This is a genomic window from Deinococcus peraridilitoris DSM 19664 (assembly GCF_000317835.1).
In the GTDB taxonomy this organism is placed as follows: domain Bacteria; phylum Deinococcota; class Deinococci; order Deinococcales; family Deinococcaceae; genus Deinococcus_A; species Deinococcus_A peraridilitoris.
The window spans coordinates 2,613,555-2,636,632 of sequence record NC_019793.1 but is presented as its reverse complement, the minus strand read 5'-3'; the positions used below and the strand labels follow the sequence as shown (position 1 = coordinate 2,636,632).

The window sequence follows — 23,078 nt, the reverse complement described above, 5'->3', positions numbered from 1 at the left end:
GTGCCGTTCAGGGTGACCGGACGACTCACGGTGACCAGGGACGGGTCCAGGTTTCGTCGTGTGGAGCCTTGTCCGCACCGTCACCGGTCGTGGCGACCATGACACCGCTCACCAGGTCGGCGACCGGAGACTGCCGGGGACTGGGAAGCGGGGTCAGTTCGGTCCAGCGGTTCGTGTCCGGGCGGTACATGACGACGTTGGCCACCTCACGCCCGCCACGAATGGACTGAGGATCGTTGGTGACGCCCCCCACCACGATGATGCGGCCGTCACGCACGAAAGTGCTCGCACCCGCGTGTCCCAGCGGACGCGGCATGGGAGCCACCCCTCCGGCCGCGGTCCAGCGGTCACCTGCCGGGTCGTAGGCGTAGACCGCCGAAGTGTTGGTGCTGGTCTCGGCGTCCGAACGCTGACCACCCAATCCGTAAATGGTTTCTCCTACCACTGCGCCTGACAAGTGATTGACTGCCAGCGGATACGGAGCCTTGCGCTGCCAGCCCTGGGAAGGCTGATCGAGGTTGAGTGCCCAGTGGGAATTGTAATCACCCCCGTAGCTGTCTCCGGTGCGGACGGTTCCCGCGAAGTAATGCAGGAAGCGGCCCCGCCGCACCAGGACACCCGCCGCGCGCGGTGCGGGCAGTGAGGGCGCGGCACTCCAGGAATTCGTGGCGAGGTCATACTTCCAGACTTTGGCGGTCGTGACGATCGGATTGGTCTTGGTGTAGCCGTTTCCGACAAAACCGCCTGCCAGGTAAATCGTGCGGCGCTGCTCATCCAGGGCCTGCCCGGCGTGGGTGATGGGCTCGGGCAGGTCGGCGATGCGCGTCCAGGTGTTGCTTGCCACGCTGAAACGGTAGCTCTCACGTGTCGCGTAAACCGCGATGTCCGGGGTGTTGCGGAAGCCTCCGAAAGTGAAGAGCTGGCCTTCGGCGGCCAGTCCCTGCGATTCCCAGCGTTTCAGGGGCGCCGGGGCTTTGACGCTCCAGCCTGAAGTACCGCCCGTGGTTGCGCTGCCCTCGATGGCGACTTCCGTGAAGGCCGTGGCGCTGCCCGTGCTGGTTCCGCGGTTCACGAGCCGCAGGTGACGGGCGCTGACCGGCGCAGGCAGCACGAAACGCTGAAAGTCGTTGGTTGCGCCGCTGCTGGTACGCGTCGTCACGGTCGTCCAGGAGGTCGTGCTGGTGATGGTGGCGCTGGTGGTGACCTGCAGATCGAAGGTCGCGCTGCGTGAGCTGCCTTTGTAAAAGGCGATCCGCACGGCGCTCACCGTGCTGGTCGTTCCGGGATCGAGGCGCAGGGCTCCGCCCACGGCGTTGGTGCCCCACCAGGTGCCGAACTGGCCGTCGACTGCTCCACCCGCCGAACTTCCGGCGTTGGTGTCGACTGAACTGGCCGTGATTCGCAGGTCACCCACCGCGAGGGGACTGGCGGTGACTTCATGAGCCGTGTCGGGGAATTCGGGGCTGACCTGCCGGGCGCAACCGGAGAGCAGCGCAAGCAGCAGGAAAATCTTGACTTCCTTGGTGAAGTGTCGCATGCGTTGAAATCCAGCATTCTGATCTGGTGCGCCTCGTTCTATCCAACGCGGTAAAGACGCCTCTCGGCAGTTCTCATGAAACGCTGGCGGCAACGCCAGGGCGACCACGGGAGGCTTTCGGGAGGACGGGAACCCGGCGGCATACCGGTGCGTATCGGCTGTATATGTCGAGTTGCCCCGTCGTTCAGCTGCAAGACCGGTCACGACGCCCAGCATTCGTTCGTGGCCACCTTTGTCCGTGGGCGCGGTGCGGCGCCATGCGCCGCACCGTGCGCTTTCACCACGTCGCCCGACGACGCGCACGGTACGATGCCAGCACAGGGTTCACTTCTCCGTGGGTTCCTGCAGGAGGGCTTCTTTTATGAACCGCTCCCGTTACTTGCCAAGCGCCACCCGTCTGCTTCCAGGTCGCCTGATGATGTTGGGCCTGTTGCTCCTCGTGCTGGGCGCCTCGCTGCTCACCCTGGGGCGGGCGCAGTCCCCGGGCCCGGTGGTCGTGGTGCCCATTCAGAACGAAATCGATCTGGGCCTCTCCCCTTTCCTGAAACGCGCCCTGGCCGGAGCTGCCGAGCAGAATGCCCGCGCGGTGATTCTGGAGATCAACACACCCGGCGGGCGGCTGGACGCCGTGCTGCAGATGCGTCAGTCCATCCTGGACTCGCGGCTGCGCACGATCGCCTTCGTGAACCGTGAGGCCTTTTCGGCGGGCGCGCTGATCGCCATTGCCGCGCAGGAAATCTATCTCGCGCCCGGCGCGGTGATGGGCGCCGCGACTCCGGTGACCGGCTCGGGCACCACCGCGGACGCCAAAACCATTTCGGCGGTCCGCTCGACCTTCCGCTCCACCGCCGAACTGCGAAAGCGCGATCCGCTGGTGGCCGAGGCGATGGTGGACCCCTCAATTGCCATTGAGGGTCTGGTGAACCGCGGGCAGTTGCTCACCCTCACCGCCTCGCAGGCCCAGCAGCGCGGGTATGCCGATGGCGTGGTGACGGACCGCGCGGCGCTGCTGAAAGCGGCGGGCCTGGACGGTGTGACGGTACGTGAGGCCGAAATCAGCCCCGCCGAACGGCTGGTGCGGTTCCTGACCAATCCACTGGTGGCGTCGCTGCTGACCTCACTGGGTTTCCTGCTGATTCTCGCCGACGTGTACACAGGCGGATTCGGTCTGATCGGCAGTCTCGGGCTGCTGCTGTTCGGGCTGTTCTTCTGGGGGCATTTCCTGGCCGGACTGGCCGGCTGGGAAGGCGTCACCCTGGCAGTCATCGGCTTGGTGCTGATCGCCGTGGAGGTGTTCGTGCTGCCCGGCTTCGGCATTGCCGGAATTCTGGGCGCAACGGCCCTGCTGGGTGGCCTGTTCGTATCCCTGATCGGGGGACAGGTCATCACGCCGCAGGACCTGACACGTGCGGCGTCGACCATCATGGCGACCTTTGTGCTGATGACGCTGGGAAGTCTGGTACTCCTGCGCTTTCTGCCCCGCGCCGCGGCAGTGCAGGGCATGATTCTCAATTCGCAGGTCGGCACCACGGAAGCCGCGCCCATCAAGCAGAGAACGTCCAGAGCGTGGCACTGGCTCGAGGGTGAGCGCCTCGAAGCCCACAGCGCCACGTATGCTGAGGGTGCCCCGGAGCCACCACCGCAGCGCTCTTTTGAGGGAGCCGTGGGCGTCGCCCTTTCGGATCTGCGACCGGGTGGCATCGCGAACATCGAGGGGCAGCGCGTCGATGTCGTATCGCAGGGTGACTACATCAAGGCGGGCGAGCAGGTGCGCGTCATTGCCGACGAAGGCTACCGGCGGGTCGTGCAGCGCGCCCGGACCGGCGACAGCGACCTCACCTGAGCGGACGAGGAAGGAACGGAGAGACATGGAAGGCACACTGTTTACGCTGGGAATCCTGGTTTTTATCGTCTTCATTCTGTTGTGGATGTTCTTTTACTTCGTGCCGGTGGGCTTGTGGATTACCGCAATCTTTTCGGGCGTACGGGTGAGCATCGGCACCTTGATCGGCATGCGACTGCGCAAGGTCAACCCGGCCGAAATCGTCCGTCCGCTGATCAGCGCCACCAAGGCGGGCCTGAACCTCGACGTGGGGCAGATGGAAGCGCACTCGCTGGCAGGCGGCAACGTGGGCCGTGTGGTGACGGCCCTGATTTCGGCCGACCGCGCCAACATCGCGCTGCCCTGGAAACGCGCGACGGCCATCGACCTCGCGGGCCGTGATGTGCTCGAAGCGGTCCAGGTCAGCGTCAATCCCAAGGTCATTCAGACGCCGCGCGTCGCCGCGGTGGCCAAGGACGGCATTCAGGTCGTGGCCGTGGCACGGGTGACGGTGCGCGCCAACATCGAGCGCCTTGTGGGCGGCGCGGGTGAGGAGACCATCATCGCCCGGGTGGGCGAAGGCACGGTGTCGTCAATCGGCTCGGCGGCCAACCACAAGATGGTGCTCGAAAATCCTGACGCGATTTCCAAGTACGTACTGGAGCGCGGTCTCGACGCCGGGACGGCTTTCGAGATCCTGTCGATCGACATCGCCGATGTCGATGTCGGACGCAACATCGGCGCCGAGTTGCAGACCGATCAGGCCGAGGCCGACAAGAAAATTGCGCAGGCCAAGGCGGAGGAGCGCCGCGCGATGGCTGTCGCCTACGAGCAGGAAATGCGCGCCCGCGTGGTGGAAGCCGAAGCGCAGGTGCCGCTGGCACTGGCCGAAGCCTTCCGCAACGGCCGCCTGGGTGTGATGGACTACTACAAGATGGAGAACGTACAGGCCGATACCCGCATGCGCCAGGCCCTCTCCGAGGACGATGAGTCTGCCAACCTCCGGGGCGGTTGAAGGCCACGATGACCGGCTCGAATGACGGATTCGGCGGGCGTGGGCTGTCACGCGAACTGCCCGATCCGCAGGAATACCTGCGCGAGCAGGCGCTGAAAGCGCAGGTGGCCCCGGAGCCGTCACCCCCACCGCCACCTCAGGAGACGCCACAGATGAGGGTGGCGGCCGAGCCGGTCCAGGCACGGACCGTGGCGCGCCCGGAGAGAATGCCAGCGGGTGTGGTGGAAAGCGCGCGGCCCCTGTCGCAACGGGAACTGCTGCGCAAAGAACTGTCCTCGCGCCGGGCGCTGCAACGCGCGTTTCTGCTCATCGAAGTCCTCGGTCCGCCCAAAGCACTGCGCGATCCGGACGAAGGTTAGTTCCCCTGCGGGCAGAAGGGCACACTCGTTCTGTTATGCACACAAGGGCCGCTCCTGAGGAGCGGCCCTTGTGCCGGCTGGTCCGTTGCTGCTCCAGCCCATAAAATCAGGGCACGGCCCGGACTGGACCGGAGTTTGAATTTTCCAAACGAACGCCCGGCACGCTGGGGCGACGTAGGCTGGGAACATGTCCGAGCCCTTGATCTTCTCGTTCGAGCCGATGCACGAGATCCTGCCACGGGTGCGCGCCGCGCTGAACGGGCAGGGCGAGGCACAACTGAGCGTGCCCAACCCCGACCTGGACTTGCAGCGCTTTCCCGGGGAACGCACCCCGCAAGGCATCTGGCGCCCGCTGCAGGCCTGGCTTGATCTGGCCGACCGGCTGGAATGCCACCTGATGACCCCCGTGGTGCGGGGCGAGCGTCTGGAGCTGCACCTGCGCCGCCTGCCGGGAGCGTCACTGCACCGGCGCTCGAAAGATCAGGAGCGGTACGGGGCCGACAGCGAGTTTCAGCGTCTGGACAAGCTGGAAGACCCGATCCTGCTGGACGACCTGCTTGAGGCGCTGGCACGGGTGCGCCTCCAGCCCGGCGCGCGCATTCTGGATGTCGGCGTCAACAGCGGTCGGGAACTGCAATTGCTGGATCTGGCCTACCCCGGGCATGACTTTCAGGTGGTGGGCATCGATGTGAGCGAGAGCGCCCTGCAACTTGCCCGCACCCGCTTTGCACACTATTCGTTTCGTACGTTGGACGTGAATAATCTGCCGCACGCGGCACTGGGCCGCTTCGATCTGGTGCTGTCGCTGGGAACGCTGCAGAGTTCCGGCATCGAGCAGGACCGGGTGTTTCGCACCCTGTTGCGTGACCACCTCTCGCCGGGCGGCGCGCTGATCCTCTCGCTGCCCAACTGCCGCCTCGAAGCCGGGCGGCTCTCGTATGGAGCAAGGCTGCTGAATTTTCGCAGGCCCGACCTGTCCCTGCTGCTCAAGGATCTGGCACTGTACCGTCGGCATTTGCAGAAACATGGCTTTCGCGTGTACGTCACCGGCAAGTACGAGATCGTGCTGACCGCCGTGCCGCAGGTGGGGCCGACGGGCGATCAACCGACACTGGAATCGGCGGCCTCGGGGTCGTGAATCAGCTTGACCCGCCCGACTTCTCCGGTTTCCAGCCGGACTTTGATGCCGTGCGGATGGCTGGGGGCACGGGTCAGCAGGTCGCGGACGACGCCGCGTGTGAGACGACCCGAACGCTGGTCGGCCTTCATGACAATGCTGACCGTGAGTCCTGGCCGGATGTTGCGCCGAAGTTGGCCTTGGGTCATGTGCTTACCATACCCGCTGCTCGCCGGACATGCAGTATGAAAAATAAACTGAGTACAACAAAATAGATGAGTTTTGTAAGAGCCTTGAAAGTCTTAATACGAAAAAATTCACATATGTCAATGTCAATGAAGGCGCGCCTTGGAGCACTCTCGGTACTGCTGCTCGTCTCTCCCGCCCTTGCCACCAAAGTCAAGATCGCTCTCGTCGCGCCACTTTCCGGACCGCTCGGCCCAATCGGTGAATCCGCCCGACTGGCCTCCGAGCTCGCCCTGCAGACCATGCGGGCGCAACTGACCAAGGCCGGCCTGGAGGTCACCCTGGTGCCGATCGACGAGGGCAACCCCACCATCGCCGCCCAAAGCGCGCGGGCACTGGTCAGCGACCCCGAAGTGCTGGGCGTGCTCGGACCGACCTTCTCGGGAACCGCCATGCTGGTGAGCGACGTGCTGCGCCCGGCCAACCTGGTCATGCTCAGCGGAGCGGCCACTGCCACCGAAATCACCGACCGCAACTACCCCAACGTCAACCGTGTGGTGGCCCGCAGTGACGCGCAGGCAGCCGCGATGGCCGAGTACCTGTCGCAAAAGACGCCCCACCGCAAGCTGATGGTCATCTCCGACGCCACGACTTATGGCAACAGCCTGGCTGACGATGTCGAGACTGCCGCCGCCGTCTACAAGCTCAACGTGGTCGGCCGCTTCAACACCACCGCGCGCATCGCGTTCGAGGACATCGTGACCGCCGCCAAAAAGCAGAATCCGGACGTCATCTACTTCAGCGGCGGCCAGGAAGCCGGGCTGGCGCTGCTGCGTGAACTGCGCAGTGCCAACATTACCTCCGTTTTTGCCGGCGGCAGCACCTTCGAAGACCCCAGCTTCATTCGCACCGGGCAGGGTCTCGTGAAGGGCGTGCTCTACACCACCACCTTCGGTCCCCTCAACAAGTTCGCCGCTGCAAGCGCGTTCTCACAGCGCTTCAAGTCGGCCTTCAACCAGAACGCCACCATTTTCAGCGTCTTCAACTACGACGCCACCCGCGTGATGCTGCAAGCACTGCTGGATGCCAAGGCGGGCGCGGGAGACACCCTCAGCCGTGCGGACGTGAGCGCCGCCGTGCGCAAGGTCAACATTCCCGGCGGCCTCACCGGCGCCCTCTCGTTCAATGCCAAGGGTGACCGCCAGCGCGCACCGCTGTTCGTGATGCGCTTCAGCGAGACCACCACGCTTCCGGAGTACCTGCAGATTCACATTGCCCGCCCCAAAGCCGTGAAGTAAACCCGACCAGACCATCAGACAGCGGAAGTGCGAACCACAGTATTGGTTCGCACTTCCGCTGTCTGATGTCACGGCTCGCGCCCTGCCGAGCAGAACGGTCATCCTTTTTCATTTGATGCTTCAGGGAACTCTGCCCGGGGGGTATAGTAGCGCCTGAGCCAGGTGCTTAGGCCGCTCAGGCCCGGAAAGAGCGTCCGCTCGGTGACATTGGCCTGATCAAGCTTGTCGCGGACTTCCCACTTGACTTCAGCCGGCAGAACGATCTTGGTGTACGCCTGTGGACACTGCTCCAGCCAGGCTTCCATTGAGTCCCGCGGATCGGACAGCAGCGAGAACAGCGCGTACTGCTGCACGATCCGCTCGTCCAGCGAGGGCGGCTCGAAAAACAGCAAGAAGGGCTCACGCGAGCGCGCTTCGAGTTTTTCGAGTGCCTGAACGTCGAACATTGCCGAATCCGGCGCGTCGCCCTCGCGGTAATGCTGTGAAAACGAAGCGAGCAGGTCGACCGTGAACACGTCCGAACCTTCCTCGGCCAGGAAACTGCCAAGTTCCGGCGGCAACCGGGCGTTTGTCTCGGCGTAGTTGACCATCCAGATCACCCCGTCACAGTCGAATCTGGAAGGGTCGGCGGTGGCAAAGTGCATCGCCACCAGCGGTGAATACGACCAGTCGAGCAGCCGGGTCGGCAGGCCATGGTGCTGCCCGGTGGCCAGCCAGTACCAGTAAGAATCGCGCTCGACCACGTCCCGGTAGGCGTAGCGCCGAAAGGCGCGCAGCAGGTGCCGCTCCAGTTCACGTGGATCACCGCCCAGTCGTGACAGCGAAGGGACCAGCGAGTAGTGCAGGTCCGAGACACCACGAAAAGCGTAAGGAGAGCGGAAACGCGACAGGCGGTCGTTCCAGGATTGACGGTACACGGCTTCGTGCAGTTCGGTCCAAGACGCCACGCGAATCTCGTCCATGCCTCACGCTGGCACGGATACCCGCAGGTCGTGTGCGAGGGAAATGAAGTTGTACTCGTACATCTCAGCCGCCTCTACGCCAGTGAAGCAGGCGAACTGGCCTGCCACAGCGGGCGAGGCCCTACACTGGCCCATCAAGCGTGCCCAGGTGCAGCGCTACCGCGCGATGTGCCGCGAAACAGGGGTTCTGGTGCGGCGTATTTCAGGATGGCCGCATTCCTTCGCCAAGGACATCTATCGATCCGTGGGCTGTGCAGACTCGCCCGGAACACGGCAGAAATCGGCGCGGCGTACCGCATACTGAGCGGCATGGGTTTTCTTCGCAGAACGCTGGCCCGCGTGGGAATCGGCAACGCTACCGTGGATACGCAGCTCGCGCAGGTGTCCGTCCGCCTGGGCGAGCAGGTGGAAGGGAAGGTGGTCGTGCGCGGGGATCAAGCGCCGCAGGCCATCGAGCACATCGAGCTGTTCGTGCTGGCCGGCAACTCCGATCAGGTCAACATGCACGAGGTCCAGCGGGCTCGCGTGTGCGGGCCCCTCGAAATCGCACCTGGCGAGGAGCGCGTCCTGCCCTTTGAGTTCGTCCTGTCGTACCACACGCCCCTGTCGCTGCGCGGAACCCGGGTAGGAGTGCAAACCGGCGTCTCGGTACGGCTCGCCGTCGACCTCAACGACCACGATCTGCTGGAAGTCCAGCCCAGTGCGCCCGTGCAGACGCTGCTCGACGCGGCCGAACTGCTCGGGTTGCGTCTCAGCCGCAGCTATGTAGACTACGCTCCTGCCAGGCGCCGCCCCGCGCAACAACTGGAATTCCTGGCCCCGGACACCTACGGCGTCAAAGAAGTCGAGCTGCTGCTGTCCGTCGAACCGGACAGGATCGACGTGACGCTGGAAGTGGACCGCCGGGCCCAGGGTCTGGTTTCGCTCATCACCACGGAAACCGAAGCCCGCACGCATTTCTCGCTGGCAGGCGCCCTGCTCGACAGCGGCGTGGACGCCGTCGCCCGGGAACTCGACCGCTTCATCCGTGAGCGCCCGACGTCGTGAAGCATTATGCCCGGCATCCGCCGGAACTTCGGAGCATGTGAACCTTTTTCCACCTTGGCGTCATTTTCCGGCGACGAAAACCGGGTATGGTGACGGCGTGACCGATCCGAACAGCATCACGGCCCATTTCGATGAGGTCTCGATTCCGGCGACCATCACTGCCCTGGAAGGTGGCGGTGGGTACATGCGCGTGACGCTCAACTGGCAGAACACTGCCTTCTCACCTGCTCCCGGCATGGAAAGCGAACTGGAGATGCACGACGGCGGCCGCTTTCGTGTCACGCTGCTGGAGCAGATCACCGACACGGGCAAAACGTCAGCCGAGTTTCGCATGAAGTTGCTGGGCCGCGGCCGGGGATAAACCAACGATCCACGGGCGGCCTGCGGACATAAGCGAGAAAACCACCTGGGTTGCCCGGGTGGTTTTCGTTGGCGTGCCCGGTGGTCTACTCGCTGACCGCACCGATCACTGGTGTCACGCCGACACCCGCAAAACTGGCGAGGTCGGCGCGAACCGCCCGCCCCTCGGCGCTGCCCATACCGGACTGCAGCGCTTCCAGGCTCTCGAAGTACAGACCTACGACCAGGTAGCGGCAATCAGATCGGAGCAGGTGTGCGTTTTCCGAGCCCTCGGCGCGTGGCGAGCAGCAGCGCCCAGGAGGCGACGCTGAGCAGCGCACACAGGACAAACACGGCAGTGTAGCCGAAGAACTGCGCACACAGACCCACGCCCAGGCCGCCCAGCAGGGCGCCCGCATTCATGGTGTTGGCGTAGAGGGTGGTCGCAACCCCCACACGGTCGGGCATGAGTTCCTGCACGTAGGCCATGCCCAGGGTCGCCAGAATGGCAATCACCACCGCACGCACTGCCTGCGCGACGGCCAGCCACCACACGCTGGGCGACAGCAGCACCAGCACGAAATACAGCACGAACAGCGCAATACCCCACAAGATCAGTTTCTCGTTGCTGAGGCGCCGGGCACTCACGACAAAGCTGAGCATGACCGGGATTTCCAGCAGCGCGCACAGGCCGACCAGCAGGCCCACGTCGCTGGTGGTTCCGTGCAATACCTGTGTGACGTGAATCGGCAGCGCCACTGAACCCATGTGCATCGAGGTGCCGTAGAGCACAAAGCTCAAAGCGACCAGGGCGACGGGTCGGTCGGTCCCGGAGGCGGCGCTCGGCGGCGCAGGCGCGACCGGGTTGGCCCGTGCGGCCTCGCGGGCCCGCGCCGATGTACGCAGGATCGGGACAGCAGCCAGCGCGAAGCAGGCGGCCGTCGTGAGAAACAGCCCGCGAAAGCCTCCTGCGGCCAGCAGCGCCGCGCCAATACCCGGGCCCACCACCCACGCCAGCGAGAACAGTGAGCGCAGGGCGGTCATGCTCTGCTCCCCGGCCGTACCTGCCTGCGCTTTGGCCAGGGCGAACAGCTGCGGAAAAGAGGCGGCGCCCGTGCCGATGAACACCACGGCCGTCAGCAGCAGCAGGTAATTTTCGGTGAGCGCATACAGGGTATAGCCCAGCGCAGCGCAGGCCACGGACAGCAGGACCACCGGCTTGCGGCTGGGCAGGCGGTCGGAGAGACGCCCCAGCAGGGTGCTGATCACGATGCTGCTCAGCGCGATGGTGGTCAGAAAGAAGCCCAGCGCGATGGGCGACATGCCGATTTCGGTCACTCCGAAGAGCGACAGGTAAGGCTGGGCGAACGATGTGGCAAAACCCAGCAGCATGATGGCGATAGAGAGGCCCCCGATGCCGGGCACGTTTTTCAGTGAGGTCAGTGTATTCGTCTGCATAAGGGAAGGGTCACGGCTGTTTGTGGCACAGGTGTTTGTGCCACAGGCTCGCCGGAAATCACGCACCAATCTAAATCGGTTCAGGAACGGCAAACGGGAAAGTGGAACAAATTACCTGCCCGTTGAAAAGGGCCGCGCGATCCAGTGACGGAGCGCCGGTACACAGGGTCCATCAATGCACGGAGTCGAACGGTACACTGTGCACAACAGACTTCACCACACAGGAGAAAGCTTCATGCAGGGAACCGTCGTCGCCGTCAGCCTCAGTCAGACGCACACCTTCAGCAAATACCTTTCCGGGCTCATCCGGCTTAAGGCGCGCTGGGGTGTCGAAGGTGACGCCCACGCGGGCACGACCGTCAAGCACCGCTCGCGTGTCGCGCAGGATCCCAGTGCGCCGAATCTGCGTCAGGTGCACCTGTTGCATGCCGAACTCTTCGACGAACTGCGACTCGCCGGATTTCAGGTCGGCACGGGCCAGCTGGGCGAAAACATCACCACGCGCGGCGTCAATCTGCTGGCACTGCCAAAGGGCGCCCGACTGCACGTCGGGCGCGAAGCTGTGGTCGAGGTCACCGGCCTGCGCAATCCCTGCGCCCAGATTGACGCCCTGCAAGCGGGCTTACTCGCGGCGGTCCTGGGACGCGACGAACACGGCGGTCTGGTACGCAAGGCCGGCATCATGGGCGTGGTGCTCGAAAGTGGCGAGGTGCGCGCCGGTGATCCGCTGAGGGTGGAACTGCCGCCCGAGCCATACTTGCCCCTCGAACGTGTGTAAGGCCACCTGAAATCTTGGCTTTCTCCATGCAGTTCGGGGGCGCTTCACAGGCTGCACTCCTACACTCAGGGCAACCCGCTCTTCCGGAGGACACCCATGACCGATGACGCTCGCAATGGACCGCTCAAGACCCCCGAGCCGCCTGACCAGGAAGCCGTTTCACACGATGAGGGTGACGGGCCCTTCGGGGCCGATATGACAAATCTGCGCGGCGGCACCCGCAGTGAGAACGACGTACCTGAAGCCAACGCCAGTCCGTACAGCACCGGGACGAGTTCGGCCACCGGCCGCTCGCTCGCCCGCGATCCGCGCAGCACATTCGACGGACAGACCACCGGCACAAGCAACGAGCGTGAGGAGCAGGACGAGTCACACTCCTGAGCGCGGCGCCACAGCGAGGAAACAGGACAGCACGGCCCTGTTTCCTCAAACTTGCAGGAAGCTCAGGCCTGCGAGTTGTCGGTCGTGTCGTCCTGGCGGGCTGTCCCCGTGGCCTCCCCTTCGCTTGCGTCGCCCATTACCGGAATCACCGGTATACCGGGAGACGGCGTGCCACCCGTGGGACCGCGGGCCCCGACACTCGCTTCACCCCAGGGCAAGATGGGCGTGCCACCGTCTCCACTGGCATCCTGCTCGCCGGTTGCGGGCGGATTCACCCGATTTTGCGTATCGTCCTCGATCTCTTCGACGGGCTTGCCGATGGGCGGGATGTTGGACAGGCGGTGATCGTCGCTCATACCTCAGGGTACGGGTGGCAGGTACCGTAATCGTATGGTCGGGTTAAGGCCCTCTTGAACACCGCCGAACGGATCCTCGGAGACGCCGGCAGGCTCATGAGATCAGGCGCTTTCAAAGCTTCCCATGATGACTGGTTAAAGCAAAGTTAACAGCATTCAGCGGTGACAGTGAAAGGCACCTCCTAGGCTGAGCTTATGCCTGTCTCCGATCAGCAGATCAAAAGCAAAGTCGGCGCGTTCTGCATGCCGACCTTTCATCTGCTGCCGCAAGCTGGAACGCCGGCTCAGGGCACATTGATCCGCGACACGCAGGGCGATTACCGTGTCGTGCGGGTGTTGCGTGAATCCCGAGCGGGTTTCGGCGCCATCGTGCTGGCCGAAGCCGCCTGAAGCACGCCAATTTTGCTCGTCTGCTCGCTCAGGCAGCCCGAGGTTTCGGTTTGATCATGGCGCTCAGTTCACGGGCCGAATGCCGGGTGACGATGCAGCCGGTGCGTTCGTGCAGGGTACGGAACGTGGCTGCATAAGGCGCCTCGTCCGGAGAGCAGCCCTGCCAGTTGCCACGCACGTCCCGCGCCAGCAAAAACCAGGCCGGATCGGGTGGGGGCTTCCGGAACTCTACGTTGGCTCGCTTGACCATGTCAGTTCTGAATAGCGCTTGCGAGGCGTCCCGCCTGTTGCGAAAACACTTTGTGAGGAAAATGCGGGGCGCGGGCACAAAACAGGTCGATCATCCGGCTCATCATTTACCTAATCCTGTCACTCAATTATGTTATATACTAAATTCATGAGCAGCGAGAAGCGTACAGCCCTGAATGCGGCCATGAGCCAGATCGAAAAGCAGTTCGGCAAAGGCTCGATCATGATGCTCGGAGCAGAAACCAAGCTCGACCTGGAAGGCCTTCCCACCGGCAGCCTTTCGCTTGACGTTGCCCTCGGCGTTGGCGGCATTCCCAAGGGTCGCATCACCGAAATCTATGGCCCCGAATCGGGCGGCAAGACCACCCTGGCACTCAGCATCATCGCGCAGTCGCAGAAAAACGGCGGCATCTGCGCCTTCATCGACGCCGAGCACGCCCTAGACCCCCTGTACGCCCGCGCGTTGGGCGTCAACACCGACGAATTGCTGGTGAGCCAGCCGGACAACGGCGAGCAGGCGCTGGAAATCATGGAACTGCTGGTACGCAGCGGCGCGATTGACGTGGTCGTGATCGACTCGGTCGCGGCCCTGACGCCCCGCGCCGAAATCGAAGGTGACATGGGTGGCTCGCTGCCCGGCCTGCACGCCCGCCTGATGAGCCAGGCGCTGCGCAAGCTGACCGCTATTCTCAGCAAGACGGGCACCAGCGCCATCTTCATCAATCAGGTGCGTGAAAAGATCGGCGTGATGTACGGCAACCCGGAAACCACCACGGGAGGCCGGGCCCTCAAGTTCTACGCCTCGGTGCGCCTCGACGTGCGCAAGATCGGTCAGCCCAGCAAAGTCGGCGACACGGCGGTTTCACACACGGTCAAGGTCAAGACGGTCAAGAACAAAGTCGCCCCACCCTTCAAGGAAGTCGAGCTGACCATCGTGTACGGCAAGGGCTTCGACCAGCTCAGCGACCTCGTGACGCTGGCGAGCGACCTCGAGATCGTCAAGAAGTCGGGCAGCTTTTACAGCTACGGTGAAGCTCGCATCGGTCAGGGCAAGGAAAAAGCCGCCCAGTACATCGGCGAACGCCCCGAATTGCAAGAGGAAATTCGCAGCAAGGTCATGGGGTTGATCAAAGAAGGTCGCGCCTCATCATTGCTCAAAGAAAGCGTCACGGACGACGAACAGGTCGCCTGAATCAGAGATGAAAAAACGCGCCCGTACGGGCGCGTTTTTTCATCTCAAACAATGCTCAAACTCCTTGAGTGAAGCGCATGGCCGCGCCCACCATCACCCGCATCCCGTGCTCGAGCGCGCGCTCGTCCACCGTGAAGCGCGGGTGGTGGTGCGGGGCGCTGATGCCCTCTTCCTCGTTGCCCGCCCCCACGAAGAAAAACGCACCCGGCGCTTTGGTCAGGTACGCACTGAAATCCTCGCCGCCCATGGTGGGTTTACCCTCCACCAGTGCCGCCTCACCCAGCGTGTCATGCACAACCTGCTGCAGTTCACCCGTGACCACCGGATCGTTGTGCAAAGCGCGGTAACCCTGCTGGTAGCGAAACGAGTAGCGGGCGCCGTGCGCCTCGGTGATTCCTTTCACGACGCGCTCCATCCACACGGCCGCGTTTTCGCGCAACTGCGCGTCGAAGGTGCGCACCGTGCCGCCCAGCGTGGCCACGTCGGGAATCACGTTGTCCGCCGTTCCGGCGTGGAACTGCGTGACGCTCACGACCATCGGCTCGAGCGGATCGCGGTAGCGCGACACCACGTGTTGTAAGTTCGTGACGATCTGCGCCCCGATCACCACCGGATCGACCGTCTGTTCGGGATGAGCGCCATGGCCGCCCTTGCCGCGCACCACGATCTCGAAGGTGTCAGGCGCCGCCATGGTAGCGCCCGCGCGCACGGCGATCAGGCCGGTCGGCAGCGACGAGTAGAGGTGCGCGCCCACCGCCAGGTCCACCCCGTCCATCACGCCCGCGTCCACCACCTGCTGCGCGCCTCCCGGAAACAGTTCCTCGGCGTGCTGGAAAATGAAGCGCAGTTCGCCCTGCAACTGCGCCCGGCGTTCGCTGAGGATCTTCGCCGCGCCCAGCAGCATCGCCGTGTGGCCATCGTGTCCACAGGCGTGCATCACCCCGGCCGTCTTGGACGCGAACTCGAAATCGTTTTCCTCGTGAATGGGGAGCGCGTCCATGTCGGCACGCAGCAGCACCGTGCGCCCTGCTCCGCCTTCGCCTTTCAGGACGGCCAACACGCTCGTGGGCGTCGGGCGTGAAATCTGCAGACCCTCAAAAGAGCGCAACACGCCCTCGACGTACTCGGCCGTGCGGTGCTCCTGAAAGGCCAGCTCGGGGTGCTGATGCAGGTGGCGGCGCCAGGCGACGACTTGCGGCGCGAGTTGCGCGACCGCGTCCGTTGTGGAGGTTGTCATAAGCCAGCCTAACAAGCCTGCGGCCTTCACGCCAACTACACTGCAAACGTGATGCAGGCAGCCGACCGAAGTACCATGCGTCTACTGGCCGCCGTGCTGCTGGCCGTCTTTGCGCTGACGGTGGCCGGTACGGTCGGTTACCGCGTGATCGAGCAGTTCAGCTGGCTTGACAGTGTGTATATGACCCTGATGGTCCTGACCACCGTCGGTTTCGGCGAAGTTCAGGAACTTTCCACCGCCGGAAAAGTCTTCACCAGCCTGCTGATGATTTTTGGCATCGGCACCATGCTGTACCTCCTCAGCACCATCGCCGAAATCAGCTTCACCTCTATCGCCGATCCGTATCGGGCGCGCAAACGCCGGGAGAAACACGTGGAGAAACTCAAGGAACACACCATCGTCTGCGGCTTCGGGCAGGTTGGTGAAGCCGTCAGCGCCGAACTGCACGCCGCCGGACAGGTCTTTGTGGTGATCGATCAGGTGCACGAGCGCCTGCAGGTCGCGCATGACCTCGGCTACCACTCTGTCGAAGGCGACGCCACCCAGGACGCCACGCTGCTGCGCGCCGGCATCAGGGCCGCGAACGCCCTTGTCACGGACATGTCAAGCGACCCCGCCAATCTCTACGTCGTGCTGTCCGCCCGGGAGCTCAATTCGAACCTCACGGTCGTCGCGCGCGCCAGCACCGATGACGCGGCCGAAAAAATGCGTCGGGCCGGAGCAAACGAGGTCGTCAATCCGCACCGCACCAGCGGCAAGCAGATCGCTGCACGCCTGCTGAATGCTGATTTCGCGCAATTGCCCAGACGCGTCCGTTTCGGGCAGGAGCACCTCATCATTGACGAGCTCATGGTCGGGGCGGCCCTCGCCAATCAAAGCATCGAGGACATCGAGCGCAACAGCCACGTCAGGATCATCGCCCTGCGCCGCGATGGAAAGCCTCTCCAGCCACGCGAACAGAAGACCCTGCAGGAAAACGACGTGCTGCTGATTGCCGGCACAGAAGATGAACTCCGGAGCCTTAGGTGAGTGTTATTTGCGAAAATACTCAAGAGAGGCCAGGAACCCGAAACGCTTACCGCGCGTAATCATCAGGGAAATGTCGATCAAGACCCTGCTGTTCAAGGTGGCGCGCGAGATACTGCGCCAGCGTGGCTATGGACGTAACTACGGTTATATTCGCGGCGGGAAGCGCAAACCCCGCTCGCTCAAAGGAAAAATTTTCGACTTTGCCGTCCGGCGCATCGAAAAAAGCCTGAGCAGGTCGCGCCGCCGGTAAATTCGGCCATCGCTCTCTTTCATGACGAGGAGGCGCTGTGGCCGCCTCCTACAATGACCGTATGGTTACCGCAATCGTTCTGGTGAACGCCGAGCGCTCCCGCATTCCCGAAACCGCCGCCGAACTGGCCAACGTGACCCACGTCAAGGAGGTCTACAGCGTCACGGGAGACTGGGACATCGTCGCAGTGCTGCGCCTGCCGAGCTACGACGACCTCGACGACGTGGTCACCGGGGAACTGCGTAAGGTCGAGGGCATTACGCGCACGACCACCATGCTGGCCTTTCGCACCTACGCGCCCGCCCTGCTCGATCAGGGCTTCGGCGTCGGTCTGCACGAAGACTGAGGCGAAGGCTCAGATTCGCTCGAGCGTGTCGCGGGTGCGTTCGCCGCGTACATTCCCGGTGTTCAGGGTGCCTGCACTTTCCAGCATCATCACCCAGGCTTCCTCGCCTTCGGCTGCCGGCTTGTGCTCCACACCGCGCGGCACGATCAGCAGCTCGCCTTCCTGAAGCAACATGTCGCGTTCCTCGGGATCGCGCAGACCCATCCGGACTGCGCCACGCACGACGAAAAACACTTCGTCCTCGTGTTCGTGGTGATGCCAGATGAACTCGCCACGGAACTTGGCGAGCTTGACCTGCTGTCCATCCCACGCTCCCACCACGCGCGGATTCCAGGCGTCATCAAAAAGTGCGAATTTCTCCGCGAGGCTCACCTTGCGCAGCGGCTCCATCACGCGCCGGCTTCCTGCGCGGCCGCATCCTGCATGGCGCGCAGCACTCGTGCCATGTGCTCGTCGAGATCGACACCAAGTTCACGCGCGCCCTGCTCGACCTCGTCACGGTTCACGCCCGCCGCGAAGCTGCGTGTCCTGAAGCGCTTCTTGAGGCTGGTGAGTTCGACCTGACGCACGTCCTTGTCAGGGCGAATCAAGGCCGCCGCCTGAATCAGGCCGGTCAGTTCATCGACTGCGAAGAGGGTCTTGGCGAGCAGGCTGTCACGGGGCGTGCCGGTGAAACTGGCGTGCCCCATGATGGCGTCGAGTACATCCTCGCCGGTGTCGGTATTGCCGCGCAGATACATCACGCCCCAGTTGGGGTGCTCATCAGGGTGCAGTTCGTAGTCAAAGTCGTGCAGCAGACCTGCCACGGCGTAAGTCTCCTCACTTTCACCCCAGTGCCGCGCGTAGGCGCGCATGGCGGTCTCGACGTTGAGCATGTGACGCTGCAGGGAAACGCTGGGCGTGAACTGCATCATCAGGGCGTACGCTTCGTCGCGGTTCATGCGCTCCAGTCTAGCGAGCCTTCCGGGCGACAGGTTGCCTGCCGCCCATGGCAGCTTGTTCAGCCCTGAAGGCCGGGCGTCCCGAAGAGCTGTTCCTCGACAAAACCCATCAACTCACGCAAGGTCGCCTCATCAAAGGCAAAGCGCGCGCCAGCAGCCTCGAAGAGTTCCGGCAGCGGGCACGTACCGCCCAACGCCAGTGCGGCCTTGTAGCGTTCCAGCGCCAGCGCGGGATTGTGCTGTGCACCCCTCCAGATCTGCAGCGCGCCGATCCAGGCCAGCGAGTACTCCAGCATGTAAAGCGGGTAGGCAAACACGTGCACGAACTGCCAGCCCTTGGCGCGCTCGCGATCCAGGCCGTGCGTGTCCACGCCTCGCTCGAAGCGCGCGGCGCATTCCAGCCATTTGGCATCGATCTGTGCGATCGTGACGTCCTCGGGTGCTTCGGCGTACAACCATTGCTGAAAAGCGTCTGCGGTCGCCTGACTGATGAACTGGCGCAGCACGGTTTCCAGCTTGTCACGCCGCGCACGGGCAGCGTCTTCGGCGTCGTAAAAGCCCACGGGGCGCTCCAGCAAGGGCAGGGTAAGCAGTTCCATGGCCTGGCTGCCGACCTCGGCGAACTCGATGGGTGACATGAAGTTCCACACCAAGTGGTGCGGCTGCCCGGACGCGAGAAAGTGAAACGCGTGCCCTGCCTCGTGCATCAGTACCCGCACGTCACCATCCGTGCCCACGGCACTCCAGTAGATGAAGGGCTGCAGGGCCCTGGGAAAGTAATCGCAATATCCATATCCCGGCACTTTTTCCGCTCGTGGCTCCAGGTCGAGGTACCCACCCTCACGCATGCGCGCAAACTGCGCGCCCAGGTCTCGGTCCAACGCCTCGAAGATGCGTTGCGCGATGTCTTCCAGCTCCTGCGTGCCTGTAAAGGGCACCAGGGCCGCGCGACCCTGACTGTCAGCCGAAGTGTCCCAGGGGCGCAGAGCGTCCAAACCAAAGGCGGCGCGGCGCTCTGCGAAGACCCGGGCAAGCAGGGGCGTCACGGTCTGCTCGACCGCTTCGTGCAGCGTCCGGGTGTCCCGGGGTGAGTAGTCAAAGCGGTTCATGGCCTGCCAGACATAATCGCGGTAGTTTGGAAACCCGGCGTTACGGGCCATCTGACGACGCAACTTCAGCAGCTCCAGAAACACCGCGTCGAGTTGCGGCGCACTCTTTAGACGCGCGGCCATGATGGCCCGCCAGGCGGATTCACGCACACCGCGATCTGGCTGCAACAGCAACCGCTGCGCTTCGGGCAAAGTGAGTGCTTCACCGTTGACGACCGCTCGCTGTGCGCCGGTGATTTTGTTGAACTCGTTGGCCAGCCGGTGTGCCTCGGTTTCCAGCGTGACGTTTTCTTCCCGGAACAGCGCGGCGGCGTTGCGCAACTGGCGAAGCATCTGCTCGTGCTGCGCTTCGGGTTGCCAGCCTGACAACGCCAGCAGTTTCTGGTTGAGGCCGTGCGAGGCGCGCGTCACCTCTGGCTGCACGTGCTGCAAAAACGCGAGGTAGGCTTCTTCGGCGTCCCGGTCGCTTGGGTTGGCGTCTTTGGCACGCGTCAGGTGTGCACGTATGTCCCAGACGTCCTTTTCGAGGTCACTCCAGTGTCGCAGCCAGTCGGGCGCATGCTCAGGAGTCAGGTGGTCGGAGGCGAGCGCTTCATAACGCGGCGCCAGTTGGGTCCAAGCAGTAACAGTCTGGGGCATCAGGCTCCTCGGGTACCGGGTCAGCTTACCTTGCCGGGAAGCCCTCATTCCTCACTGCCGACGCGTGAAGTCTACTTTCGATGGGCGCTGTCACGCTCTTTGAAGGTAACCCAATTCGCCTTTTTGCGCTGTGCAGTTCGGCCAGCCCTAACCCAAAAACTGCTGCGCTCAGCCGTTCATCACTTCACGCAACGCCGCCGCGAAGCCTTCCTCATCGTCGAGCCAGGGGTAATGCCCGGCGTCCAGCACGGTGAGTTCCGCGTCCGCGAGATCCTGGAGCCAGCCGACCTGCTCGGGGTAACTGGTGCGGTCCCACTCACCGGCAATGACGTAAACGGGACGCTTGAGCTCCATCAGGAACGGTGGATACTCGAATTCCCAGAAGCCGTGCAGCACCAGCGCCTGCTGCACCTCGGCGCCACCGACCAGCTGCGACTCGGCGTCGGCGAATTCCAGGTGCAGGCGTGAAGCACTGTCACGAAACTGCAACGCGTTGAGCAGATCCCGCGCGTTGAGCAGGCTGAACGCCGCCTCGACACGGGCCGCGCCCACCTGCGGGTATTTGCCTTCAGGCGTGCGGGCGAGCACCTCGTCACGGGGATCCTGGGCGGCCTTACCGCTCACACGCCCGGCTTCCTGCAACAGCGTCAGCGCCAAGTCGGGCAGGTGCAGCCAGGGACTGACCGTGATGACGCGCTCCACGAACTGTGGATAGCGGCGGGTGTACTCCAGCGCGACCAGCGCGCCAAAACCGTGACCGAGCGGCGTGAAGCGCTCCAGGCCCAGAAATTCGCGCACCGCTTCGATGTCAGCGACCAGCGTGTCGAGATCGAGCGTTTCCTCGGCGAGCGACGCGCTGCGCCCGGCACCACGCTGATCGAGGTACACGACCCGGTAGTCTTCGAGAAGTTCTCCCATCAGCGCGCGAAACGAGTAGCTGTTGTACCCGGGACCGCCGTGCAGGTACAGCAGGGTGGGGGCGTCTTCCTCTCCGACCACCTCGAAGTACAGTTCGGTGCCGTTGAGTTCTTCCAGATACGACTCGTCCGTGGGGCTCATGCCGCCACATGCTAACACCGGCGCAGCAGATCACCTGTGACGAGGTGCGGCCCTCCCTACGATCAGCCTTCAGGAGCCTTTAAAGCGGTTGTCATAAACATTGATAGGTTTTTGATCAATGTCTATGACCGAGTGGAGCGAGTAGACCCTGTGCTGGCGCGGATGGAAGTGGAATTGATGGAGTGTTGTTCTCCATCAATGGAACGGACAAACGCTCTAAGGCGCTGCGTACGTCACGCTGATGACCCCTTTGGTGCTCGACAGACGGTAAGCCCTGACGGCGGCGGCATACAGGGCGGCGTTGTTGTACTCGCAGCTGAAGAGCAGGTTCGTGCCACCCAGCGCCAGGCGCTTGCCGCGTGTGGCCGATTTCAGGCACTGCTTGCTCACCGCGAAACGGTGACGCTCCCCGAAACTGAGCGCCTGGAAATCCGGCAGCACCGTGCCAATGGCGTAGAGCAGTTGGCTGTCCTTGAGCCCCTGCGGATCGAGCAGCAGCAGGGTCATGCCCGCCACCCGGTTGCCCGCAACACGCGACACCACGCCCACCCCGGGGGCTTTCTGCAGGCGGTAGGCGCGGCTGGTGGCCCCACCCAGCGTCACGGTGCCCAGGGACTGGCAGGCGTACTTGGCACAGAATTTCGAGGTCAGCAGCCCACCGCCCTTGATGAGCAGTGGCTCGGCGCTCACCTGACCGGCAAAGCAGACCAGCAGCGCGCCCAGGGCCCGCGTTGCCAATATTCGGCGTGGTTCTCGCATGCGCGGAACCTAACACGCTCCTGCATGTGCCTCATGAAAGGCTCCGGCGTTTCCGAAGGAAGCGGGGAAAGCCTGAGGTGCCCTCGCGCCGCTGGCGTACCCTGAGCTTCATGACGGTGCCCATCACCCGAAGCGAGCGCTCGCTTCTTCCGGACATTCTGCGGGGCCTGGCGATCGGGGGCATTCTGCTGGTGAACCTGCAGAACTTTGCCGGCTACGTGCCGTGGCTGCAAAGCGGGCCCGACCGCAGCGCGCAGGCGTTCATCGACTTTTTCTTCAACGGCAAGTTCGTGTCCACCTTCGCGATGCTGTTCGGCGCGGGCATGGCACTCTCCGTCGCACGGTCGGGCAGCGCGCGGCAGGTACGGCGACTGCTGGCCCTGCTGCTGATCGGGGTGCTGCACGGGGTACTGGTGTGGGTAGGTGACATTCTGGCCAACTACGCGCTGGTCGCTTTTGTGCTGCTGGCGCTGCTGCGCGCGCCCACTGCCCTGCTGGCCGCCGTGATTCCGGCCCTGCTGGGCTTTACCGCCCTCAGCGTCAGCCTGCTTGCACTGGTTTCCGGCCACGAAAGCGCGGACATCAGCAGCGCGGGCGTACACGCGGCCTATCAGCAAGGCAGCTACCTTGAGGTCCTTTCCTTTCGCGCGCCGCAGTTTCTGGGAGAGTTGCCGGGCATCGTGATGTTTTATGGCCCGTGGCTGCTGGGCCTGTTTCTGATCGGGGTGCTGATCGCGCGCAGCGGGGTGCTGCAGCGCCCGCAGGAATTTCGTGGGCCCCTGTGGCTCACCGTGACGCTGGGCCTGGTGCTGGGCGTGCCGCTCAACCTGGCCTTCACGGCGCTGGCCGCGCAGGACAGCGTCTCAGCACAGTTCTGGGCCACCTTGCTGCGCTTTGCAGGCGGTCTGGCCTTCGCGCTGCTCTACGGCGCGCTCCTGGCCCTGCTGGTCGGGGCGGGCCGCGGTCGCTGGCTGCGACCCCTGGCAAGCGTGGGGCAACTCGCCCTCAGCAATTACCTGCTGGCATCACTGGTCTGCACCTTCGTGTTCAACGGCTACGGCCTGGGACTTTACGGACGGTGGGGCGCCCTGAACAGCCTGCTCTTCGCGCTGGTGCTGTTCGTCGTGCAGGTGCTGCTGAGCCGTTGGTACCTGCAGTACTTTTCGCGCGGACCGGCCGAATGGCTGCTGCGGCGTCTCACTTATGGCCGCGAGCGGCCATAA

27 protein-coding genes are annotated in these 23,078 nt (G+C 63.8%); 15 read left to right on the top strand and 12 right to left on the bottom strand.

Annotation, left to right across the window (positions count from 1 at the left end):
- Nucleotides 1-25: 25 nt before the first annotated feature.
- Nucleotides 26-1,537: a Kelch repeat-containing protein gene (locus DEIPE_RS22340; protein WP_015236402.1), complete on the bottom strand. Its 1,512-nt coding sequence runs from the start codon at nucleotides 1,535-1,537 to the stop codon at nucleotides 26-28.
- 361 nt (nucleotides 1,538-1,898) lie between these two features.
- Between DEIPE_RS22340 and DEIPE_RS12865 the strand changes: the two genes are divergently transcribed.
- From DEIPE_RS12865 to DEIPE_RS12850, 4 genes are all read left to right on the top strand, one after another.
- Entirely contained in the window at nucleotides 1,899-3,380 is a 1,482-nt protein-coding gene (locus DEIPE_RS12865) for an NfeD family protein (RefSeq protein ID WP_015236401.1), read from the top strand.
- A gap of 25 nt (nucleotides 3,381-3,405) precedes the next feature.
- On the top strand, nucleotides 3,406-4,374 hold the full coding sequence (gene floA / locus DEIPE_RS12860) for a flotillin-like protein FloA (RefSeq protein WP_015236400.1): 969 nt from the start codon (nucleotides 3,406-3,408) through the stop codon (nucleotides 4,372-4,374).
- Between the two features lie 8 nt (nucleotides 4,375-4,382).
- Nucleotides 4,383-4,733, top strand: a complete 351-nt coding sequence (locus DEIPE_RS12855) for a hypothetical protein (RefSeq protein ID WP_015236399.1) — start codon at nucleotides 4,383-4,385, stop codon at nucleotides 4,731-4,733.
- Between the two features lie 187 nt (nucleotides 4,734-4,920).
- Nucleotides 4,921-5,871 carry a class I SAM-dependent methyltransferase gene (locus DEIPE_RS12850; RefSeq protein ID WP_015236398.1) on the top strand — a complete coding sequence of 317 codons (951 nt, stop codon included), beginning with the start codon at nucleotides 4,921-4,923 and terminating at the stop codon, nucleotides 5,869-5,871.
- Here the strand turns inward: DEIPE_RS12850 and DEIPE_RS12845 are convergent.
- The gene (locus DEIPE_RS12845) at nucleotides 5,835-6,059 is read right to left on the bottom strand and encodes a YwbE family protein (RefSeq protein WP_015236397.1); all 225 of its coding nucleotides are present in this window, start codon (nucleotides 6,057-6,059) and stop codon (nucleotides 5,835-5,837) included. The two genes, DEIPE_RS12850 and DEIPE_RS12845, sit on opposite strands and share 37 nt — an antisense overlap.
- Nucleotides 6,060-6,173: 114 nt before the next feature.
- On the opposite strand from DEIPE_RS12845, the gene DEIPE_RS12840 reads away from it, so the two are divergent.
- Nucleotides 6,174-7,334 carry a branched-chain amino acid ABC transporter substrate-binding protein gene (locus DEIPE_RS12840; protein ID WP_157448860.1) on the top strand — a complete coding sequence of 387 codons (1,161 nt, stop codon included), beginning with the start codon at nucleotides 6,174-6,176 and terminating at the stop codon, nucleotides 7,332-7,334.
- Between the two features lie 98 nt (nucleotides 7,335-7,432).
- Here the strand turns inward: DEIPE_RS12840 and DEIPE_RS12835 are convergent, their stop codons facing one another.
- The gene (locus tag DEIPE_RS12835; RefSeq protein WP_015236395.1) at nucleotides 7,433-8,296 is read right to left on the bottom strand and encodes an FRG domain-containing protein; all 864 of its coding nucleotides are present in this window, start codon (nucleotides 8,294-8,296) and stop codon (nucleotides 7,433-7,435) included.
- Nucleotides 8,297-8,605: 309 nt separating this feature from the next.
- On the opposite strand from DEIPE_RS12835, the gene DEIPE_RS12830 reads away from it, so the two are divergent.
- Nucleotides 8,606-9,343 carry a sporulation protein gene (locus tag DEIPE_RS12830; protein ID WP_015236394.1) on the top strand — a complete coding sequence of 246 codons (738 nt, stop codon included), beginning with the start codon at nucleotides 8,606-8,608 and terminating at the stop codon, nucleotides 9,341-9,343.
- A 97-nt stretch (nucleotides 9,344-9,440) separates the two neighbouring features.
- A complete protein-coding gene (locus DEIPE_RS12825) occupies nucleotides 9,441-9,704 on the top strand; it encodes a hypothetical protein (RefSeq protein ID WP_157448859.1) in 264 nt (87 codons plus the stop codon).
- Between the two features lie 236 nt (nucleotides 9,705-9,940).
- On the opposite strand, the gene DEIPE_RS12820 is transcribed toward DEIPE_RS12825, so the two are convergent.
- A complete protein-coding gene (locus DEIPE_RS12820) occupies nucleotides 9,941-11,140 on the bottom strand; it encodes a sugar efflux transporter (protein ID WP_015236392.1) in 1,200 nt (399 codons plus the stop codon).
- A 235-nt stretch (nucleotides 11,141-11,375) separates the two neighbouring features.
- Between DEIPE_RS12820 and DEIPE_RS12815 the strand changes: the two genes are divergently transcribed.
- Nucleotides 11,376-11,918 (top strand): MOSC domain-containing protein, encoded by a 543-nt coding sequence (locus DEIPE_RS12815; protein WP_015236391.1) that lies wholly within the window; start codon nucleotides 11,376-11,378, stop codon nucleotides 11,916-11,918.
- Between the two features lie 96 nt (nucleotides 11,919-12,014).
- Entirely contained in the window at nucleotides 12,015-12,299 is a 285-nt protein-coding gene (locus tag DEIPE_RS12810) for a hypothetical protein (RefSeq protein ID WP_015236390.1), read from the top strand.
- A 62-nt stretch (nucleotides 12,300-12,361) separates the two neighbouring features.
- Here DEIPE_RS12810 and DEIPE_RS12805 read toward each other — a convergent pair whose 3' ends face one another.
- On the bottom strand, nucleotides 12,362-12,655 hold the full coding sequence (locus DEIPE_RS12805) for a hypothetical protein (RefSeq protein ID WP_015236389.1): 294 nt from the start codon (nucleotides 12,653-12,655) through the stop codon (nucleotides 12,362-12,364).
- A 195-nt stretch (nucleotides 12,656-12,850) separates the two neighbouring features.
- Between DEIPE_RS12805 and DEIPE_RS12800 the strand changes: the two genes are divergently transcribed.
- A complete protein-coding gene (locus tag DEIPE_RS12800) occupies nucleotides 12,851-13,045 on the top strand; it encodes a hypothetical protein (RefSeq protein ID WP_015236388.1) in 195 nt (64 codons plus the stop codon).
- Nucleotides 13,046-13,073: 28 nt separating this feature from the next.
- Here the strand turns inward: DEIPE_RS12800 and DEIPE_RS12795 are convergent, their stop codons facing one another.
- Nucleotides 13,074-13,295 (bottom strand): hypothetical protein, encoded by a 222-nt coding sequence (locus DEIPE_RS12795; protein ID WP_015236387.1) that lies wholly within the window; start codon nucleotides 13,293-13,295, stop codon nucleotides 13,074-13,076.
- Nucleotides 13,296-13,442: 147 nt separating this feature from the next.
- Between DEIPE_RS12795 and recA the strand changes: the two genes are divergently transcribed.
- Nucleotides 13,443-14,486: a recombinase RecA gene (gene recA, locus DEIPE_RS12790; RefSeq protein WP_052326702.1), complete on the top strand. Its 1,044-nt coding sequence runs from the start codon at nucleotides 13,443-13,445 to the stop codon at nucleotides 14,484-14,486.
- Nucleotides 14,487-14,541: 55 nt separating this feature from the next.
- On the opposite strand, the gene DEIPE_RS12785 is transcribed toward recA, so the two are convergent.
- Nucleotides 14,542-15,723: a M20 family metallopeptidase gene (locus tag DEIPE_RS12785; protein WP_015236384.1), complete on the bottom strand. Its 1,182-nt coding sequence runs from the start codon at nucleotides 15,721-15,723 to the stop codon at nucleotides 14,542-14,544.
- A gap of 51 nt (nucleotides 15,724-15,774) precedes the next feature.
- Between DEIPE_RS12785 and DEIPE_RS12780 the strand changes: the two genes are divergently transcribed.
- The 3 genes from DEIPE_RS12780 (at nucleotide 15,775) to DEIPE_RS12770 (ending at nucleotide 17,348) form a co-directional block, all read left to right on the top strand.
- Nucleotides 15,775-16,752 carry a potassium channel family protein gene (locus DEIPE_RS12780; protein WP_015236383.1) on the top strand — a complete coding sequence of 326 codons (978 nt, stop codon included), beginning with the start codon at nucleotides 15,775-15,777 and terminating at the stop codon, nucleotides 16,750-16,752.
- A 70-nt stretch (nucleotides 16,753-16,822) separates the two neighbouring features.
- A complete protein-coding gene (locus tag DEIPE_RS12775; RefSeq protein ID WP_015236382.1) occupies nucleotides 16,823-17,002 on the top strand; it encodes a hypothetical protein in 180 nt (59 codons plus the stop codon).
- 61 nt (nucleotides 17,003-17,063) lie between these two features.
- Nucleotides 17,064-17,348 (top strand): Lrp/AsnC family transcriptional regulator, encoded by a 285-nt coding sequence (locus DEIPE_RS12770; protein WP_041231512.1) that lies wholly within the window; start codon nucleotides 17,064-17,066, stop codon nucleotides 17,346-17,348.
- 9 nt (nucleotides 17,349-17,357) lie between these two features.
- On the opposite strand, the gene DEIPE_RS12765 is transcribed toward DEIPE_RS12770, so the two are convergent.
- The 5 genes from DEIPE_RS12765 to DEIPE_RS12745 form a co-directional block, all read right to left on the bottom strand.
- Nucleotides 17,358-17,738, bottom strand: a complete 381-nt coding sequence (locus DEIPE_RS12765; RefSeq protein WP_015236380.1) for a cupin domain-containing protein — start codon at nucleotides 17,736-17,738, stop codon at nucleotides 17,358-17,360.
- The gene (locus DEIPE_RS12760; RefSeq protein ID WP_015236379.1) at nucleotides 17,738-18,289 is read right to left on the bottom strand and encodes an HD domain-containing protein; all 552 of its coding nucleotides are present in this window, start codon (nucleotides 18,287-18,289) and stop codon (nucleotides 17,738-17,740) included. The genes DEIPE_RS12765 and DEIPE_RS12760 overlap by 1 nt, the downstream gene beginning before the upstream one ends.
- Before the next feature lie 59 nt (nucleotides 18,290-18,348).
- Nucleotides 18,349-20,037 (bottom strand): M3 family oligoendopeptidase, encoded by a 1,689-nt coding sequence (locus tag DEIPE_RS12755; RefSeq protein WP_015236378.1) that lies wholly within the window; start codon nucleotides 20,035-20,037, stop codon nucleotides 18,349-18,351.
- A gap of 168 nt (nucleotides 20,038-20,205) precedes the next feature.
- Nucleotides 20,206-21,096, bottom strand: coding sequence for an alpha/beta fold hydrolase (locus DEIPE_RS12750; protein WP_015236377.1), 891 nt, complete (start codon nucleotides 21,094-21,096; stop codon nucleotides 20,206-20,208).
- A gap of 216 nt (nucleotides 21,097-21,312) precedes the next feature.
- Nucleotides 21,313-21,855: a hypothetical protein gene (locus tag DEIPE_RS12745; RefSeq protein WP_015236376.1), complete on the bottom strand. Its 543-nt coding sequence runs from the start codon at nucleotides 21,853-21,855 to the stop codon at nucleotides 21,313-21,315.
- 110 nt (nucleotides 21,856-21,965) lie between these two features.
- On the opposite strand from DEIPE_RS12745, the gene DEIPE_RS12740 reads away from it, so the two are divergent.
- The gene (locus DEIPE_RS12740; protein ID WP_015236375.1) at nucleotides 21,966-23,078 is read left to right on the top strand and encodes a DUF418 domain-containing protein; all 1,113 of its coding nucleotides are present in this window, start codon (nucleotides 21,966-21,968) and stop codon (nucleotides 23,076-23,078) included.

Coding starts and splice junctions, on each gene's coding strand:
- recA (WP_052326702.1), top strand. CDS start 13,443: ATGAGCAGCGAGAAGCGTACAGCCCTGAATGCGGCCATGAGCCAGATC.
- DEIPE_RS12765 (WP_015236380.1), bottom strand. CDS start 17,738: ATGGAGCCGCTGCGCAAGGTGAGCCTCGCGGAGAAATTCGCACTTTTT.
- DEIPE_RS12785 (WP_015236384.1), bottom strand. CDS start 15,723: ATGACAACCTCCACAACGGACGCGGTCGCGCAACTCGCGCCGCAAGTC.
- DEIPE_RS12760 (WP_015236379.1), bottom strand. CDS start 18,289: ATGAACCGCGACGAAGCGTACGCCCTGATGATGCAGTTCACGCCCAGC.
- DEIPE_RS12815 (WP_015236391.1), top strand. CDS start 11,376: ATGCAGGGAACCGTCGTCGCCGTCAGCCTCAGTCAGACGCACACCTTC.
- DEIPE_RS12855 (WP_015236399.1), top strand. CDS start 4,383: ATGACCGGCTCGAATGACGGATTCGGCGGGCGTGGGCTGTCACGCGAA.
- DEIPE_RS12750 (WP_015236377.1), bottom strand. CDS start 21,096: ATGAGCCCCACGGACGAGTCGTATCTGGAAGAACTCAACGGCACCGAA.
- DEIPE_RS12780 (WP_015236383.1), top strand. CDS start 15,775: ATGCAGGCAGCCGACCGAAGTACCATGCGTCTACTGGCCGCCGTGCTG.
- DEIPE_RS12840 (WP_157448860.1), top strand. CDS start 6,174: ATGTCAATGTCAATGAAGGCGCGCCTTGGAGCACTCTCGGTACTGCTG.
- DEIPE_RS12830 (WP_015236394.1), top strand. CDS start 8,606: ATGGGTTTTCTTCGCAGAACGCTGGCCCGCGTGGGAATCGGCAACGCT.
- DEIPE_RS12745 (WP_015236376.1), bottom strand. CDS start 21,855: ATGCGAGAACCACGCCGAATATTGGCAACGCGGGCCCTGGGCGCGCTG.
- DEIPE_RS12755 (WP_015236378.1), bottom strand. CDS start 20,037: ATGCCCCAGACTGTTACTGCTTGGACCCAACTGGCGCCGCGTTATGAA.
- DEIPE_RS12805 (WP_015236389.1), bottom strand. CDS start 12,655: ATGAGCGACGATCACCGCCTGTCCAACATCCCGCCCATCGGCAAGCCC.
- DEIPE_RS12820 (WP_015236392.1), bottom strand. CDS start 11,140: ATGCAGACGAATACACTGACCTCACTGAAAAACGTGCCCGGCATCGGG.
- floA (WP_015236400.1), top strand. CDS start 3,406: ATGGAAGGCACACTGTTTACGCTGGGAATCCTGGTTTTTATCGTCTTC.
- DEIPE_RS12865 (WP_015236401.1), top strand. CDS start 1,899: ATGAACCGCTCCCGTTACTTGCCAAGCGCCACCCGTCTGCTTCCAGGT.
- DEIPE_RS12810 (WP_015236390.1), top strand. CDS start 12,015: ATGACCGATGACGCTCGCAATGGACCGCTCAAGACCCCCGAGCCGCCT.
- DEIPE_RS12775 (WP_015236382.1), top strand. CDS start 16,823: ATGTCGATCAAGACCCTGCTGTTCAAGGTGGCGCGCGAGATACTGCGC.
- DEIPE_RS12845 (WP_015236397.1), bottom strand. CDS start 6,059: ATGACCCAAGGCCAACTTCGGCGCAACATCCGGCCAGGACTCACGGTC.
- DEIPE_RS22340 (WP_015236402.1), bottom strand. CDS start 1,537: ATGCGACACTTCACCAAGGAAGTCAAGATTTTCCTGCTGCTTGCGCTG.
- DEIPE_RS12835 (WP_015236395.1), bottom strand. CDS start 8,296: ATGGACGAGATTCGCGTGGCGTCTTGGACCGAACTGCACGAAGCCGTG.
- DEIPE_RS12800 (WP_015236388.1), top strand. CDS start 12,851: ATGCCTGTCTCCGATCAGCAGATCAAAAGCAAAGTCGGCGCGTTCTGC.
- DEIPE_RS12740 (WP_015236375.1), top strand. CDS start 21,966: ATGACGGTGCCCATCACCCGAAGCGAGCGCTCGCTTCTTCCGGACATT.
- DEIPE_RS12850 (WP_015236398.1), top strand. CDS start 4,921: ATGTCCGAGCCCTTGATCTTCTCGTTCGAGCCGATGCACGAGATCCTG.
- DEIPE_RS12770 (WP_041231512.1), top strand. CDS start 17,064: ATGGTTACCGCAATCGTTCTGGTGAACGCCGAGCGCTCCCGCATTCCC.
- DEIPE_RS12795 (WP_015236387.1), bottom strand. CDS start 13,295: ATGGTCAAGCGAGCCAACGTAGAGTTCCGGAAGCCCCCACCCGATCCG.